The 15,930-nt window shown below is 62.1% G+C and carries 11 protein-coding genes and 4 tRNA genes; all 15 read left to right on the plus strand.

The genetic code is table 11. The features are described from left to right. Window positions 1–121: 121 nt before the first annotated feature. Window positions 122–1,033, plus strand: coding sequence for a ParB/RepB/Spo0J family partition protein (locus tag KW845_RS19835; protein WP_218371050.1), 912 nt, complete (start codon window positions 122–124; stop codon window positions 1,031–1,033). Next, a complete protein-coding gene (locus KW845_RS19840; RefSeq protein ID WP_218371051.1) occupies window positions 1,026–2,030 on the plus strand; it encodes an asparaginase in 1,005 nt (334 codons plus the stop codon). The genes KW845_RS19835 and KW845_RS19840 overlap by 8 nt, the downstream gene beginning before the upstream one ends. Window positions 2,031–2,101: 71 nt before the next feature. Further along, a tRNA-Tyr gene (locus KW845_RS19845) sits at window positions 2,102–2,188 on the plus strand. A gap of 120 nt (window positions 2,189–2,308) precedes the next feature. Then, window positions 2,309–2,382 (plus strand) — tRNA-Gly (locus KW845_RS19850). 6 nt (window positions 2,383–2,388) lie between these two features. Beyond that, window positions 2,389–2,463, plus strand: a tRNA-Thr gene (locus KW845_RS19855). Window positions 2,464–2,517: 54 nt separating this feature from the next. Beyond that, on the plus strand, window positions 2,518–3,708 hold the full coding sequence (tuf, locus tag KW845_RS19860) for an elongation factor Tu (RefSeq protein WP_218371052.1): 1,191 nt from the start codon (window positions 2,518–2,520) through the stop codon (window positions 3,706–3,708). 115 nt (window positions 3,709–3,823) lie between these two features. After that, window positions 3,824–3,899, plus strand: a tRNA-Trp gene (locus tag KW845_RS19865). A gap of 115 nt (window positions 3,900–4,014) precedes the next feature. Continuing rightward, window positions 4,015–4,395 carry a preprotein translocase subunit SecE gene (gene secE, locus KW845_RS19870; protein WP_218371053.1) on the plus strand — a complete coding sequence of 127 codons (381 nt, stop codon included), beginning with the start codon at window positions 4,015–4,017 and terminating at the stop codon, window positions 4,393–4,395. A gap of 9 nt (window positions 4,396–4,404) precedes the next feature. Beyond that, complete coding sequence (gene nusG, locus KW845_RS19875; RefSeq protein WP_218371054.1) at window positions 4,405–4,938, plus strand: transcription termination/antitermination protein NusG; 534 nt, start codon at window positions 4,405–4,407, stop codon at window positions 4,936–4,938. A gap of 65 nt (window positions 4,939–5,003) precedes the next feature. After that, window positions 5,004–5,435 (plus strand): 50S ribosomal protein L11, encoded by a 432-nt coding sequence (gene rplK / locus KW845_RS19880; RefSeq protein WP_012251786.1) that lies wholly within the window; start codon window positions 5,004–5,006, stop codon window positions 5,433–5,435. Window positions 5,436–5,437: 2 nt separating this feature from the next. Next, entirely contained in the window at window positions 5,438–6,136 is a 699-nt protein-coding gene (rplA, locus tag KW845_RS19885) for a 50S ribosomal protein L1 (RefSeq protein WP_218371055.1), read from the plus strand. A 251-nt stretch (window positions 6,137–6,387) separates the two neighbouring features. After that, complete coding sequence (gene rplJ / locus KW845_RS19890; protein ID WP_218371056.1) at window positions 6,388–6,912, plus strand: 50S ribosomal protein L10; 525 nt, start codon at window positions 6,388–6,390, stop codon at window positions 6,910–6,912. 76 nt (window positions 6,913–6,988) lie between these two features. Further along, on the plus strand, window positions 6,989–7,369 hold the full coding sequence (rplL, locus tag KW845_RS19895) for a 50S ribosomal protein L7/L12 (RefSeq protein WP_218371057.1): 381 nt from the start codon (window positions 6,989–6,991) through the stop codon (window positions 7,367–7,369). Window positions 7,370–7,537: 168 nt separating this feature from the next. After that, a complete protein-coding gene (rpoB, locus tag KW845_RS19900) occupies window positions 7,538–11,650 on the plus strand; it encodes a DNA-directed RNA polymerase subunit beta (RefSeq protein ID WP_218371058.1) in 4,113 nt (1,370 codons plus the stop codon). Beyond that, window positions 11,650–15,888: a DNA-directed RNA polymerase subunit beta' gene (gene rpoC, locus KW845_RS19905; RefSeq protein WP_218371059.1), complete on the plus strand. Its 4,239-nt coding sequence runs from the start codon at window positions 11,650–11,652 to the stop codon at window positions 15,886–15,888. Before rpoB ends, rpoC begins: the two co-directional genes overlap by 1 nt. Window positions 15,889–15,930 lie beyond the last annotated feature (42 nt).

Genomic DNA, 15,930 nt, shown 5'->3' on the forward strand with positions numbered 1-15,930 from the left:
ATCCTGATCGCCATGCTGGGGTTATCCACACGTTCACCGCATTCGCGGCCGGGCGTATCGTTCCAGGTTGCGCCTGACGGCCGCAGCAAGAATCGAAAGTTGTAGAAAGGATCTATTCGACATGGCCACCAAAAAACCCAAGGGTCTGGGCCGCGGGCTGGATGCCCTGCTCGGTGCAGACGGGCCCGCCATCGATACCATCGGCAAGGTCTCGGCCAAAACCGAAGGGCCGCCGTCGACGCTGCCCATCCTGAAGATGCGCGCCGGCAAGTATCAGCCGCGCACGCGCATGGACGAAGGCGCCTTGAACGAATTGGCCGAGTCCATTCGCACTCAGGGCATCATGCAGCCCATCCTGGTGCGTGCGCTCAGCGACGAACCCGGCCACTACGAGATCATCGCCGGCGAACGTCGTTTCCGCGCCGCGCAATTGGCGGGCCTCAAAGAAGTGCCCGTGCTGGTGCGCGAGGTCGCCGACGAAAACGCAGCCGTCATGGCGCTGATCGAAAACATCCAGCGTGAAGACCTCAACCCACTGGAAGAAGCGCAGGGTGTACGCCGCCTGCTCGACGAATTCGGCCTGACCCACGAACAAGCCGCCCAGGCCATCGGCCGCTCGCGTTCGGCTACCAGCAATTTGCTGCGCCTCATGAACCTGACTGCGCCCGTGCAAACCATGCTGCTGGCCGGTGATATCGACATGGGCCACGCGCGCGCGCTGCTGGCTGTCGAAGCGGCCATGCAGATCCAGCTGGCCAACCAGATCATTGCCAAGCGCCTGTCGGTTCGCGAAGCTGAAAAACTGGTCACCAAGGCCGCCAAAGAATCCGAAACACCCCTGCGCAAGAAAAGCAACGGTGCCTCACGCGATGTGGCGCGCCTTGAAGAAGCCCTGTCCGACCAGCTCGGCACCCGCGTGGCCCTGAAAGTCAGCGCCCGCGACAAAGGCCAGCTCGTCATCGACTTCCACGGCTGGGAACACCTCAATTCGCTGCTTGAGCGCCAGGGCCTGTCCGGGGTGCTGGATGCCTGACGCGCGCCTGCCGACGATCGCCGTACTGGCGACCGGCGGCACCATTGCCGGCGCCCAGGCCGAGAGCGCCTCGCATGCCTATCGTGCCGGTGCATTGGCTGTCGGCCACCTGCTGGATGCCGTGCCGGGGCTGGGCCAACTGGCCCACATCCAGGCCGAACAGGTGGCCAGCGTGGGCAGCCAGAACATGAGCCATGCGGTATGGGCCGATCTGGCGCAGCGTATCGATGCCTTGTGCAGCGATCCGTCTATCGATGGCATCGTGGTTACCCACGGCACCGATACCCTCGAAGAAACCGCCTATTTCCTCAGCCTGGTCATCCGCCAAGACAAACCCCTGGTCCTGGTCGGCGCAATGCGCCCGGCCACCGCGCCGGGTGCCGACGGGCCGGCCAATCTGTATCACGCCGTGGCACTGGCCGGATGCGCCGCCGCCCGCGGGCGTGGCCCGCTGGTCGTCATGAACGAAGACATCCATTACGCGCGCGAAGTGCAGAAAATCGCCTGCGCCGGTATCAACGCCTTCGCCTCGCCCAATCGCGGCAGGGCAGGGGTCATGCGCAGTGCGCAGGCCTGTTTTTTCTCGCGCAACGACACCGTGCATGGCCGCGCCAGCGTATTTACGCTCCAGGCCTTGCAAGCGGCCGGCTGGCCACGGGTCGAGGTCGTCCATGCCGGTGTCGGCCTGGGGGCCGACCTGATCGATTTCCTGTCCTCCCGGGCGCGCGGCATCGTGCTGGCCGGGGTGGGCGACGGCAACGCCACCAATGCGGCCTTGCAGGCGCTGCAGCGCGCCGCGGCGGACGGCGTGGCGGTGGTGCGGGCCAGCCGCACGGGCAGCGGCCGGGTTGGCCGCAACATCGAAGTCGATGACGATGCTGCCGGATTCATCGCTGGCGGCGAACTCAGCCCGCAGAAAGCCCGCATCCTGCTGATGCTGGGCCTGGCGCTGACCCAGGATCCCGCCGAGCTGCAGGGCTTTTTCGACCGGTACTAAGCCCCCTGGGCGCAATGATTGTGGGATTTGACTTCTACTTCAAAAGTGTCCATAATCCCTAGTTCTCCGCTGGAGGGGTGCCCGAGTGGTTAAAGGGGGCAGACTGTAAATCTGTTGGCCTTGCGCCTACGTTGGTTCGAATCCAACCTCCTCCACCAGAGACCCATATTCCGAATCCAGGCCAAAGCCTGGATTCTCAATGTAAGGCCCGGGTTTTTCGCATGGTTCGCTGTGCGGCAGGCACTGCAGAATACGGGTGAGTGGTGAAAGGGTAGCCCGCGGGTGTAGCTCAATGGTAGAGCAGAAGCCTTCCAAGCTTACGACGAGGGTTCGATTCCCTTCACCCGCTCCAGAATTTGCCCATGTGGCTCAGTGGTAGAGCACTCCCTTGGTAAGGGAGAGGTCACGCGTTCGATCCGCGTCATGGGCACCACTACTTTTTGTTCTCTTCGTAGTCAGAAGCTTCAATCCAGGTCAGGAGTCAGCCATGGCAAAAGGCAAGTTTGAACGTACCAAGCCGCACGTGAACGTGGGTACGATTGGTCACGTTGACCACGGCAAAACGACGTTGACGGCGGCCATCACGACCGTGCTGTCGAACAAGTTCGGCGGGGAAGCCCGCGGCTACGACCAGATCGACGCGGCGCCCGAAGAGAAGGCACGTGGCATCACGATCAACACGGCGCACGTGGAATACGAGACGGCGAACCGTCACTACGCGCACGTTGATTGCCCGGGTCACGCGGACTACGTCAAGAACATGATCACGGGTGCGGCGCAGATGGACGGCGCGATCCTGGTGTGTTCGGCCGCAGACGGCCCGATGCCGCAGACGCGCGAGCACATTTTGCTGTCGCGCCAGGTTGGCGTGCCGTACATCATCGTGTTCCTGAACAAGGCCGACATGGTCGATGATGCCGAGTTGCTCGAGCTGGTGGAGATGGAAGTCCGCGAACTGCTGTCGAAGTACGACTTTCCGGGCGACGACACGCCGATCGTGAAGGGTTCGGCCAAGCTGGCGCTCGAGGGCGACAAGGGCGAGCTGGGCGAGCAGGCGATCCTGAAGCTGGCCGAGGCGCTGGACACGTACATCCCGACGCCCGAGCGTGCGGTCGACGGTGCGTTCCTGATGCCGGTCGAAGACGTGTTCTCGATCTCGGGTCGTGGCACGGTGGTGACGGGCCGTATCGAGCGTGGCGTGGTCAAGGTGGGCGAGGAAATCGAGATCGTGGGCATCAAGCCGACGGTCAAGACGACGTGCACGGGCGTGGAGATGTTCCGCAAGCTGCTCGACCAGGGCCAGGCGGGCGACAACGTGGGTATTTTGCTGCGCGGCACCAAGCGCGAAGACGTCGAGCGTGGCCAAGTGCTGGCCAAGCCGGGTTCGATCACGCCGCACACGGAATTCACCGCCGAGGTGTACATTCTGTCCAAGGAAGAAGGCGGGCGTCACACGCCGTTCTTCAACGGTTATCGTCCGCAGTTCTACTTCCGCACGACGGACGTGACCGGCTCGATCGACCTGCCCAAGGACAAGGAAATGGTGCTGCCGGGCGACAACGTGTCGATGACGGTCAAGTTGCTGGCCCCGATCGCCATGGAAGAAGGTCTGCGTTTCGCCATCCGTGAAGGCGGCCGTACCGTCGGCGCCGGCGTCGTCGCCAAAATCATCGCCTAAATCGGCGTTCTGCATGGGGAAGCCGGCCCGTTTTGGGCCCGCTTCCCATGTTTGTCAAAAAAGTAGTACTATGTATGGTTCCGCAAGTTGCCATGCATCGCACTTTAAGCGTTTTAGGGGTATAGCTCAATTGGCAGAGCGTCGGTCTCCAAAACCGAAGGTTGTAGGTTCGATTCCTACTGCCCCTGCCACCCTGGCGGCCAAAGTCATGGCTAACAAGGCCTAGTTCGTTGTCAACCCCGCTCGCTCTTAATTCGCCGGGAGATCACCGCAAGTCGTGCAATCTTGGCCGGCTCGCGTCGCAAAATGTCTAATACCAGCGTAGAAACCGTAACCAGTACCGCCGACCGGGTCAAGCTCGGGCTGGCGGTTCTGGTCATCATTGCTGGCATCGTGGGTTTTTCGGTGCTTAGCGCCCAACCCATGGCCGCCCGTGTCGGCGTGTTCGTCGGCGGCCTGGTGGTTGCCGCCCTGATTGCCTGGTTCAGCGAACCCGGCCGCCGCACCCTGAGCTTCGCCGGCGAATCGTATAACGAAGCCAAACGGGTTTCCTGGCCTACCCGCAAGGAAACCACCCAGATGACGGGCATAGTTTTTGCCTTCGTCGCAGTCATGGGCCTATTGATGTGGGTGCTCGACAAGGGCATCGAATGGGTGCTCTATGGCCTGCTGCTGGGCTGGAGATAAGGACGCCGAATGAGTAAACGCTGGTATGTCGTCCATGTGTATTCGGGCATGGAAAAAAGCGTCCACAAGGCCTTGATCGAGCGCATCGAGCGCGCGGCCCTGCAGACGTCGTTTGGCCGGATCCTGGTGCCCTCGGAAGAGGTCGTCGAAATGAAGGGCGGCCAGAAGTCCATCAGTGAGCGCCGCATTTTCCCGGGCTATGTCCTGGTCGAGATGGATCTCACTGACGAAACCTGGCACTTGGTCAAGAACACCAACCGTGTCACCGGCTTCCTGGGTGGCTCGGGTAACCGTCCCACGCCGATTTCCGAAAAGGAAGTCGAGAAAATCCTCTCCCAGATGGAAGAGGGTGTCGAGAAACCCCGCCCCAAGATCCTGTTCGAAGTGGGCGAGATGGTTCGCGTCAAAGAAGGCCCGTTTGCAGACTTCAACGGCAACGTCGAGGAAGTCAATTACGAAAAGAGCAAGGTGCGTGTGTCTGTCACCATTTTTGGTCGCGCCACGCCCGTCGAGCTCGATTTCAGCCAGGTCGAGAAGACCTGATTTTTCAACCCCCGGGGAGCCCGTCGCGTAGCGCGGCGAGCGTTTGAACCCGCAAGGAGCAAAGCATGGCGAAGAAGATCGTCGGCTTTATCAAGCTGCAAGTACCGGCTGGTAAGGCTAACCCCTCTCCCCCGATTGGCCCGGCACTGGGTCAGCGTGGCCTGAACATCATGGAATTCTGCAAGGCGTTCAACGCCAAGACCCAGGGCATGGAGCCCGGTCTGCCGATTCCGGTGGTGATCACCGCTTTCGCCGACAAGAGCTTCACCTTCATCATGAAGACCCCGCCCGCGACGGTCCTCATCAAGAAGGCTGCCGGAGTGCAAAAGGGTTCGGCCAAGCCGCACACCGACAAGGTCGGCACGCTCACGCGCGCCCAGGCCGAGGAAATCGCCAAGACCAAGGAACCCGATCTGACCGCGGCCGACCTGGAAGCCGCCGTTCGCACGATCGCTGGCAGCGCCCGCAGCATGGGCATCACGGTTGAGGGGATCTAATCATGGCCAAACTGTCCAAGCGCGCCGCCGCCATCGCCAAGAAAATCGATCGCACGAAGCTGTACCCCGTGTCCGAAGCCCTGACCCTGGTCAAGGAAACCGCCACCGCCAAGTTCGATGAATCCATCGACGTCGCCGTGCAGCTGGGTATCGACCCCAAGAAATCCGACCAGTTGGTTCGTGGTTCCGTGGTGCTGCCTGCCGGTACCGGCAAGAGCGTGCGCGTCGCCGTGTTCGCCCAGGGCGACAAGGCTGAAGCCGCGCGTGCCGCCGGCGCCGACATCGTCGGCCTGGATGACCTGGCCGAGCGTATCAAGGGTGGCCAGATCGATTTCGACGTGGTCATTGCCTCGCCAGACACCATGCGTGTCGTGGGCGCCCTGGGCCAGGTCCTGGGCCCCCGTGGCCTGATGCCGAACCCCAAGGTCGGCACCGTCACCCCTGACGTCGTCACGGCCGTGAAGAACGCCAAGGCGGGCCAGGTCCAGTATCGCACCGACAAGGCGGGCATCATTCACGCCACCATCGGCCGCGCCTCGTTCGGCGTGGAACAGTTGCAAACCAACCTGGCTGCGTTGGTCGACGCCCTGCAAAAGGCTCGTCCCGCTGCTGCCAAGGGTATTTATCTGCGCAAGCTCGCCGTGTCGTCCACCATGGGCGGCGGTGCGCGCGTGGAAGTAGCTTCGCTCTCGGCCAGTTAATCGGCCGCGGGCAAAAACGAACTTTGGGCCGCATCCGGATTTCCGGATGCTGCTGTCAAAGACCGCTGGAGCAGGGTATCGGCAGCCGCATCGCCGCTGCCCCGCTTAATCCCGGAGCTTACCCAGTCCGGATCCAGCGTAGACGGCGTCCCCAGGAAGATTTCTTTACCCGAAGAACTCAACCAGGCGCCGCATTCGGTTGACGCGCAAGGCCACAGGCCCCAGGCGTCTTTTGATGGAGTGTTCAAACCGTGAGTCTCAATCGTCAAGAGAAAGCGGTGGTGATCGAAGAAGTCTCGGCAGTTGTTGCCAAGGCCCAGTCGATCGTTATCGCCGAGTACCGTGGTCTGGACGTCGCCTCTGTCACCGTACTGCGCAAAACTGCGCGTGAATCGGGCGTGTATCTGCGTGTTCTGAAGAACTCGCTGGCCCGTCGAGCAGTTGCCGGCACGGCTTTCGAGCCGTTGTCCGAACAACTGACCGGTCCGCTGATCTATGGCATCAGCAACGATCCGGTTTCGGCGGCCAAGGTTCTCGCTGGTTTCGCAAAAAGCAACGACAAGCTGGTCATCAAGGCGGGCTCGCTGCCCAACAACCTGTTGAACCAAGAAGGCGTGAAGGCCCTGGCCACCATGCCCTCGCGCGAAGAGTTGCTGTCGAAACTGCTGGGCACCATGCAAGCCCCCATCGCGCAATTCGTGCGTACGCTCAACGAAGTTCCCACCAAGTTCGCCCGCGGCCTGGCTGCCGTGCGCGACCAGAAGGCAGCGGCGTAAGCCACTGCCCACGGAATTCGTTGAACGACCGAGCGACACCCAACCTGGCATTTATCCAATTCTGGAGTTCTAAAAAATGGCACTGAACAAAGCTGAAATCCTTGACGCCATCGCTGGCATGACCGTGCTCGAGTTGTCCGAGCTGATCAAGGAAATGGAAGAGAAGTTTGGCGTGTCGGCTGCTGCCGCCGCCGTGGCCGTGGCTGCCCCCGCTGCCGGTGGCGCTGCCGCCGCTGCTGAAGAGCAGACCGAATTCAACGTCGTGCTGCTTGAAGCCGGCGCCAACAAGGTCAGCGTCATCAAGGCCGTGCGTGAACTGACCGGCCTGGGTCTGAAGGAAGCCAAGGACCTGGTCGACGGCGCGCCGAAGCCCGTCAAGGAAGCCATTGCCAAGGCTGACGCCGAAGCTGCCAAGAAGAAGCTGGAAGAAGCTGGCGCCAAGGTCGAAGTCAAATAAGACCTGCGTCAACTGCCCGGGGACAGCGCAGTTTGCCGTCCCCGGGCTTTTGCGTTTCCAGGAAACCCCTACTGCCAGGGTGCCCTTTGTCTTTGTAGAGGGGTTTTCTGGAGTCGTATCACCTGGGGCCGTGGTTGACGGCCCATGCAACCTCGAGTCGGAGTGCTCATGCCTTACTCGTACACCGAAAAAAAGCGCATCCGCAAAAGCTTCGCCAAGCGTGAAGACGTTCAAAACGTTCCTTTCCTGCTGGCGACTCAGCTTCAATCCTACCTAACTTTCCTGCAGGCGGATACTGTTCCGTCCGATCGCGCAAGCGACGGTTTGCAGGCGGCGTTTTCGTCGATTTTCCCGATTGTCAGCCATAACGGAATGGCGCGCTTGGAGTTCGTCAGCTACGTGCTGGGCGAGCCGGTGTTCGATGTGAAGGAATGCCAACAACGTGGCCTGACCTACGCGTCGCCGCTGCGCGCCAAGGTGCGCCTGGTGCTGCTCGACCGTGAAGTCAGCAAGCCGACCATCAAGGAAGTGAAAGAACAGGAAGTCTACATGGGCGAAATTCCGCTCATGACGGGCACCGGTTCGTTCGTCATCAACGGCACTGAACGTGTCATTGTCTCGCAGCTGCACCGTTCGCCCGGCGTGTTCTTCGAACACGATCGCGGCAAGACGCACAGCTCGGGCAAGCTGCTGTTCTCGGCCCGCGTGATTCCCTACCGTGGCTCGTGGCTGGACTTCGAATTCGACCCGAAGGACGTCCTGTTCTTCCGCGTCGACCGTCGCCGCAAGATGCCCGTGACGATCCTGCTGAAAGCCATCGGCATGACGCCCGAGTCGATCCTGGCGCACTTCTTCGATTTCGACAACTTCGAGCTCAAGAGCGAAGGCGGCATGATTGAATTCGTGCCCGAGCGCTGGAAGGGCGAGATGGCCCGCTTTGATATCGCCGGCCGCGACGGCAACGTCATCGTCGAAAAAGACAAGCGCATCAACGCCAAGCACCTGCGCGACATGGCCACTGCGGGCATCCAGCGCATTTCGGTGCCCGAAGAGTTCCTGTATGGCCGCGTGCTGGCCAAGAACATCGTCGATGCCGACACTGGCGAAGTCGTGGCGCATGCCAACGACGAAATCACCGAAAGCGTGCTGAGCGCCCTGCGTGCGGCCAACGTGCACGATATCCAGACGCTGTACACCAACGACCTGGATCGCGGCCCGTACATCTCGCAGACGCTGCGCACCGATGAAACCGCCGACCAGATGGCCGCGCGCGTGGCCATCTACCGCATGATGCGTCCAGGCGAACCGCCCACCGAAGACGCCGTCGAAGCGTTGTTCCAGCGCCTGTTCTACAGCGAAGAAACCTACGACCTGTCGCGCGTGGGCCGCATGAAGGTCAACAGCCGACTGGGTCGTGGTGAAGACATCACCGGCCCCATGACGCTCAGCAACGAAGACATCCTTGAAACCATCAAGGTGCTGGTCGAGTTGCGCAACGGCCGCGGCCAGATCGACGATATCGATCACCTGGGCAACCGCCGCGTGCGTTGCGTGGGCGAACTGGCCGAAAACCAGTTCCGCGCCGGCCTGGTGCGGGTCGAACGCGCCGTCAAGGAACGTCTGGGCCAGGCCGAGACCGAAAACCTGATGCCGCATGACCTGATCAACTCCAAGCCGATCTCGGCCGCCATCAAGGAGTTCTTCGGCTCGAGCCAGCTGTCGCAGTTCATGGACCAGACCAACCCCCTGTCGGAAATCACGCACAAGCGTCGCGTGTCCGCCTTGGGCCCGGGCGGCCTGACCCGCGAGCGCGCCGGCTTCGAAGTGCGTGACGTGCATCCCACGCACTATGGCCGCGTCTGCCCGATCGAAACGCCGGAAGGTCCGAACATCGGCCTGATCAACTCCATGGCGCTGTACGCTCGCCTGAACGAGTACGGCTTCCTGGAAACGCCTTACCGCAAGATCATCGACGGCAAGGTCAGCGACCAGATCGACTACCTGTCGGCCATCGAAGAAAGCAACTACGTCATCGCGCAGGCCAACGCCGCGCTCGATAGCGAAGGCCGTTTTGTCGACGACCTGGTCGCTTGCCGCGAAGCAGGCGAAACCATGCTGACCGCACCGGCCAACGTGCACTATATGGACGTGGCGCCGTCGCAGATCGTTTCGGTGGCGGCATCGCTGATCCCGTTCCTCGAGCACGATGACGCCAACCGTGCACTGATGGGCGCCAACATGCAGCGCCAGGCCGTGCCCTGCCTGCGTCCTGAAAAGCCCGTGGTGGGTACCGGTGTCGAACGCACCGTGGCGGTTGACTCCGGCACGACCGTGCAGGCGCTGCGTGGCGGCGTGGTCGATCACGTCGACGCCGAACGTGTCGTGATCCGCGTCAACGACGACGAGAACGTCGCCGGTGAAGTGGGCGTCGACATCTACAACCTGATCAAATACACCCGTTCCAACCAGAACACCAACATCAACCAGCGTCCCATCGTCAAGCGTGGCGACAAGGTCGCCAAGGGCGATGTGCTGGCTGATGGCGCGTCCACCGACCTGGGTGAACTGGCGCTGGGGCAGAACATGCTGATCGCGTTCATGCCCTGGAACGGCTACAACTTCGAAGACTCGATCCTGATCTCGGAAAAAGTCGTGGCCGACGACCGCTACACCTCGATCCACATCGAGGAGCTGACGGTCGTTGCGCGCGACACCAAGCTCGGGCCCGAGGAAATCACTCGCGACATCAGCAACCTGGCTGAAACGCAGTTGAACCGCCTGGATGATTCCGGCATTGTCTACATCGGTGCCGAAGTCACTGCCGACGACGTGCTGGTGGGCAAAGTCACGCCCAAGGGCGAGACCCAGCTGACGCCGGAAGAAAAGCTGCTGCGCGCCATCTTCGGCGAAAAAGCCTCCGATGTGAAAGACACCTCGCTGCGCGTGCCCTCGGGCATGGTCGGCACCGTCATCGACGTGCAGGTGTTCACGCGCGAAGGCATCGTGCGCGACAAGCGCGCCCAGTCCATCATCGATGATGAACTGCGCCGCTATCGCCAAGACCTGAACGACCAGTTGCGTATCGTCGAGAACGACCAGTTCGACCGTATCGAGAAGCTGCTGGTGAACAAGACGGTCAACGGCGGCCCGCGCAAGCTGGCCAAGGGCGCCACGATCACCAAGGCCTACCTGGCCGACCTGGATCGCTGGCAGTGGTTCGACATTCGCCTGGCCGACGAGCCCCACGCCGTGGTGCTGGAACAGGCCAAGGAATCGCTCGAGCAGAAACGCCACCAGTTCGACCTGGCGTTCGAAGAAAAACGCAAGAAGCTGACCCAAGGCGACGAGCTGCCCCCGGGCGTGCTCAAGATGATCAAGGTGTACCTGGCCGTCAAGCGTCGCCTGCAGCCTGGCGACAAGATGGCCGGCCGCCACGGCAACAAGGGTGTCGTCTCGCGCATCACGCCGGTCGAAGACATGCCCCACATGGCCGACGGTACCGCCGCCGACATCGTGTTGAACCCGCTGGGCGTGCCTTCCCGGATGAACGTCGGGCAGGTGCTCGAAGTGCACTTGGGCTGGGCTGCCAAGGGCGTGGGCCATCGTATTGCCGATATGCTGCGCGACGAGCGCACGGCGCAGGTGAAGAACGTGCGTGCCTATCTGGACAAGGTGTACAACACCTCCGGCACGGGCGAGCAGGTCGACACCCTGACCGATGACGAAGTCATGGAACTGGCGCAGAACCTCAAGAACGGCGTGCCGTTCGCGACGCCGGTGTTCGACGGCGCCACCGAGGAAGAAATCGGCAAGATGCTCGAACTGGCCTACCCCGACGACGTCGCCCAGCGCATGCGCCTGACCGAATCGCGTACGCAGGCGTGGCTGTTCGACGGTCGTACCGGCGAGCAATTCGAGCGTCCGGTCACCGTGGGCTACATGCACTACCTGAAGCTGCACCACTTGGTCGACGACAAGATGCATGCCCGTTCCACCGGCCCGTACTCGCTGGTGACCCAGCAGCCGCTGGGCGGCAAGGCGCAATTCGGCGGCCAGCGTTTCGGCGAAATGGAAGTGTGGGCGCTGGAAGCGTACGGCGCCGCCTACACGCTGCAGGAAATGTTGACGGTGAAATCCGACGACATCACCGGCCGCACCAAGGTATACGAAAACATCGTCAAGGGCGACCACGTCATCGATGCCGGCATGCCGGAATCGTTCAACGTGCTGGTCAAAGAGATCCGCTCGTTGGCCCTCGACATGGATTTGGAGCGTAACTGATGAAAGCGCTACTCGACCTCTTTAAACAAGTCTCGCAAGACGAGCAGTTCGATGCCATCAAGATCGGCATCGCCTCGCCCGAGAAAATTCGCTCGTGGTCCTACGGCGAAGTCCGTAAGCCCGAAACGATCAACTACCGCACGTTCAAGCCCGAGCGCGACGGCCTGTTCTGCTCGAAGATCTTTGGCCCGATCAAAGACTACGAGTGCTTGTGCGGCAAGTACAAGCGGCTGAAGCACCGTGGCGTAATCTGCGAAAAGTGCGGTGTCGAAGTTACCGTGGCCAAGGTGCGCCGCGAGCGCATGGGCCACATCGAGCTGGCCAGCCCGGTCGCGCACATCTGGTTCCTGAAGAGCCTGCCGTCGCGCCTGGGCATGGTGCTCGACATGACGCTGCGCGACATCGAACGCGTGCTGTATTTCGAAGCCTGGTGCGTCATCGAACCTGGCATGACGCCGCTCAAGCGCGGCCAGATCATGTCCGACGACGACTTCCTGGCCAAGACCGAAGAGTACGGCGACGACTTCCGTGCCCTGATGGGCGCGGAAGCCGTGCGCGAACTGCTGCGTACCATCGATATCGACCGTGAAGTGGAAACGCTGCGCGGCGAGCTCAAGGCCACCAGTTCCGAAGCCAAGATCAAGAAGATCTCCAAGCGCCTGAAGGTGCTGGAAGGCTTCCAGAAGTCTGGCATCAAGGCCGAATGGATGGTCATGGAAGTGCTGCCCGTGCTGCCGCCGGACCTGCGTCCGCTGGTACCGCTCGATGGCGGCCGTTTCGCCACGTCCGACCTGAACGACCTGTACCGCCGCGTCATCAACCGCAATAACCGCCTCAAGCGCCTGCTCGAACTGAAGGCGCCTGAAATCATCTTGCGCAACGAAAAGCGCATGCTGCAAGAGGCCGTCGATTCGCTGCTCGACAACGGTCGTCGCGGCAAGGCCATGACGGGCGCCAACAAGCGCCAGTTGAAGTCGCTGGCCGACATGATCAAGGGCAAGAGCGGCCGCTTCCGCCAGAACCTGCTGGGCAAGCGCGTCGACTACTCGGGCCGTTCGGTCATCGTGGTGGGCCCGCAGCTCAAGCTGCACCAGTGCGGCCTGCCCAAGCTGATGGCGCTGGAATTGTTCAAGCCCTTCATTTTCAATCGTCTTGAAATGATGGGCCTGGCCACCACCATCAAGGCCGCCAAGAAACTGGTCGAAAGCCAGGAGCCGGTGGTCTGGGACATCCTGGAAGAAGTCATCCGCGAGCATCCGGTCATGCTGAACCGGGCGCCCACGCTGCACCGCCTGGGCATTCAGGCGTTCGAGCCTGTGCTGATCGAAGGCAAGGCCATCCAGCTGCACCCGCTGGTTTGCGCGGCGTTCAACGCCGACTTCGACGGTGACCAGATGGCCGTGCACGTGCCGCTGTCGCTGGAAGCCCAGCTCGAAGCACGTACGCTGATGCTGGCCTCGAACAACGTACTGTTCCCGGCCAACGGCGAACCGTCGATCGTGCCGTCGCAGGATATCGTGCTGGGCCTGTACTACACGACCCGCGAGCGCATCAACGGCAAGGGCGAAGGCATTTTCTTCACCGATGTTGCCGAAGTGCAGCGTGCCTACGACAACGGCGAAGTCGAGCTGCAGTCGCGCATCACCGTGCGCCTGACGGAATACGAACGCGACGACAACGACGCGTTCCAGCCCGTGCTGCGCCGCCACGAAACCACCGTGGGGCGTGCGCTGTTGTCCGAGATCCTGCCCAAGGGCCTGCCCTTCACGGTGCTGAACAAGGCACTCAAGAAGAAGGAAATCTCGCGCCTGATCAATCAGTCGTTCCGCCGCTGCGGCCTGCGCGACACGGTGATCTTCGCCGACAAGCTGATGCAGTCGGGCTTCCGCCTGGCGACCCGCGGCGGTATTTCCATCGCCATGGGCGACATGCTGATCCCCAAGGCCAAGGAAGGCATCCTGGCCGAGGCCAGCCGCGAAGTGAAGGAAATCGACAAGCAGTACTCGTCGGGTCTGGTCACGTCCCAGGAACGCTACAACAATGTGGTCGACATCTGGGGCAAGGCCAGCGACAAGGTCGGCAAGGCGATGATGGAACAACTGGCCACCGAGCCCGTGACCAACCGTCACGGCGAAGAAGTGCGCCAGGAATCGTTCAACTCGATCTACATGATGGCCGACTCGGGCGCCCGCGGTTCGGCCGCCCAGATCCGCCAGCTGGCGGGTATGCGCGGTCTGATGGCCAAGCCCGACGGTTCCATCATCGAGACGCCCATCACCGCGAACTTCCGTGAAGGGCTGAACGTACTGCAGTACTTCATCTCGACTCACGGCGCGCGTAAAGGCCTGGCCGATACCGCACTGAAGACGGCAAACTCGGGCTACCTGACCCGCCGTCTGGTCGACGTGACGCAAGACCTGGTCATTATCGAAGACGATTGCGGCACCACCCACGGTTATGCCATGAAGGCGCTGGTCGAAGGCGGCGAAGTCATCGAGCCGTTGCGCGACCGCATCCTGGGCCGCGTGGCTGCCATCGACGTGGTCAACCCCGACACGCAGGAAACCGCGATCGTCGCCGGCACGCTGCTCGACGAAGACCTGGTCGATCTGATCGATCGCATCGGCGTCGACGAAGTGAAGGTGCGCACGCCGCTCACCTGCGAAACCCGTCATGGCCTGTGCGCGCACTGCTATGGCCGCGACCTCGGCCGCGGCTCGCACGTGAACGTGGGCGAAGCGGTGGGCGTCATCGCTGCCCAGTCCATCGGCGAACCGGGTACGCAGCTCACCATGCGGACCTTCCACATCGGTGGTGCGGCGTCGCGTTCGGCCCTGGCCAGCGCGGTGGAAACCAAGTCCACCGGCAAGGTCGGTTTTGCCAGCACGATGCGTTACGTCACCAACGCCAAGGGCGAGCGCGTGGCCATCTCGCGTTCGGGCGAATTGGCGATCTACGACGACAACAGCCGCGAACGCGAACGTCACAAGATCCCCTATGGCGCTACGGTGCTGGTCGGCGACGGCGAAGCCGTCAAGGCCGGCACCCGCCTGGCGGCCTGGGATCCGCTGACCCGGCCGATCGTGTCCGAGTACGGCGGCGCGGTGCGCTTCGAGAACATCGAAGAAGGCGTTACCGTTGCCAAGCAGCTCGACGAGATCACCGGCCTGTCGACCTTGGTGGTGATCACGCCCAAGACGCGCGGCGGCAAGATCGTTACCCGTCCGCAAATCAAGCTGGTCAACGATAGCGGCGAAGACGTCAAGATCGCCGGTACCGATCACTCCGTGAACATCTCGTTCCCGGTGGGCGCGCTGATCACCGTGCGCGACGGCCAACAAGTGTCGGTGGGCGAGGTGCTGGCGCGTATTCCGCAAGAATCGCAAAAGACCCGCGACATCACCGGCGGTCTGCCGCGCGTGGCCGAGCTGTTCGAAGCACGTTCACCCAAGGACGCCGGCATGCTGGCCGACGTGACGGGTACCGTATCGTTCGGCAAGGACACCAAGGGCAAGCAGCGCCTGGTGATCACCGACCTGGAAGGCGTCAGCCACGAGTTCCTGATCCCCAAGGAAAAGCAGGTGCTGGTGCACGATGGCCAAGTGGTGAACAAGGGCGAAATGATCGTCGACGGCCCCGCCGATCCGCACGACATCCTGCGTCTGCAGGGTATCGAGAAGCTGGCGACCTACATCGTCGACGAGGTCCAGGACGTCTATCGTCTGCAAGGCGTGAAGATCAACGACAAGCACATCGAAGTGATTGTTCGTCAGATGCTGCGCCGAGTGAACATCGTCGATGCTGGCGACACCGAGTTCATCCCGGGCGAACAGGTCGAGCGTTCCGAGCTGTTGAACCAAAACGATCGCGTCACGGCTGAAGACAAGCGTCCGGCTGTGTACGATAACGTGCTGCTGGGCATCACGAAGGCTTCGCTGTCGACTGACTCGTTCATCTCGGCCGCTTCGTTCCAGGAAACCACTCGTGTCCTGACCGAAGCCGCCATCATGGGCAAGCGCGACGACCTGCGTGGCTTGAAGGAAAACGTCATCGTCGGCCGCCTGATCCCGGCGGGTACCGGCCTGGCTTATCACATTGCCCGCAAGGACAAGGAAGCCCTGGAAGCCGCCGAGCGCGAAGCCGCGCGGCAACTGGCCAATCCGTTCGAGGATGCGCCGGTTACCGTCGATGCCGATGCGCCGCAGTCTGGCGCTGGCCAGGAAGGCCCTGCCGAATAAAGGCGCCTTTCTGTTCCGGCGGGTGCCGGCGGCCATGCCGCC

The sequence above is a fragment of the Bordetella sp. BOR01 genome, from assembly GCF_019218885.1.
GTDB lineage: Bacteria > Pseudomonadota > Gammaproteobacteria > Burkholderiales > Burkholderiaceae_B > Bordetella_A.

What these genes read in the sequence shown, in the direction of transcription:
- nusG (WP_218371054.1), top strand. Translation starts at nt 4,405, where the DNA reads ATGAGTAAACGCTGGTATGTCGTCCATGTGTATTCGGGCATGGAAAAA.
- rplK (WP_012251786.1), top strand. Translation starts at nt 5,004, where the DNA reads ATGGCGAAGAAGATCGTCGGCTTTATCAAGCTGCAAGTACCGGCTGGT.
- rpoB (WP_218371058.1), top strand. Translation starts at nt 7,538, where the DNA reads ATGCCTTACTCGTACACCGAAAAAAAGCGCATCCGCAAAAGCTTCGCC.
- rplL (WP_218371057.1), top strand. Translation starts at nt 6,989, where the DNA reads ATGGCACTGAACAAAGCTGAAATCCTTGACGCCATCGCTGGCATGACC.
- KW845_RS19840 (WP_218371051.1), top strand. Translation starts at nt 1,026, where the DNA reads ATGCCTGACGCGCGCCTGCCGACGATCGCCGTACTGGCGACCGGCGGC.
- tuf (WP_218371052.1), top strand. Translation starts at nt 2,518, where the DNA reads ATGGCAAAAGGCAAGTTTGAACGTACCAAGCCGCACGTGAACGTGGGT.
- rpoC (WP_218371059.1), top strand. Translation starts at nt 11,650, where the DNA reads ATGAAAGCGCTACTCGACCTCTTTAAACAAGTCTCGCAAGACGAGCAG.
- rplA (WP_218371055.1), top strand. Translation starts at nt 5,438, where the DNA reads ATGGCCAAACTGTCCAAGCGCGCCGCCGCCATCGCCAAGAAAATCGAT.
- secE (WP_218371053.1), top strand. Translation starts at nt 4,015, where the DNA reads ATGTCTAATACCAGCGTAGAAACCGTAACCAGTACCGCCGACCGGGTC.
- KW845_RS19835 (WP_218371050.1), top strand. Translation starts at nt 122, where the DNA reads ATGGCCACCAAAAAACCCAAGGGTCTGGGCCGCGGGCTGGATGCCCTG.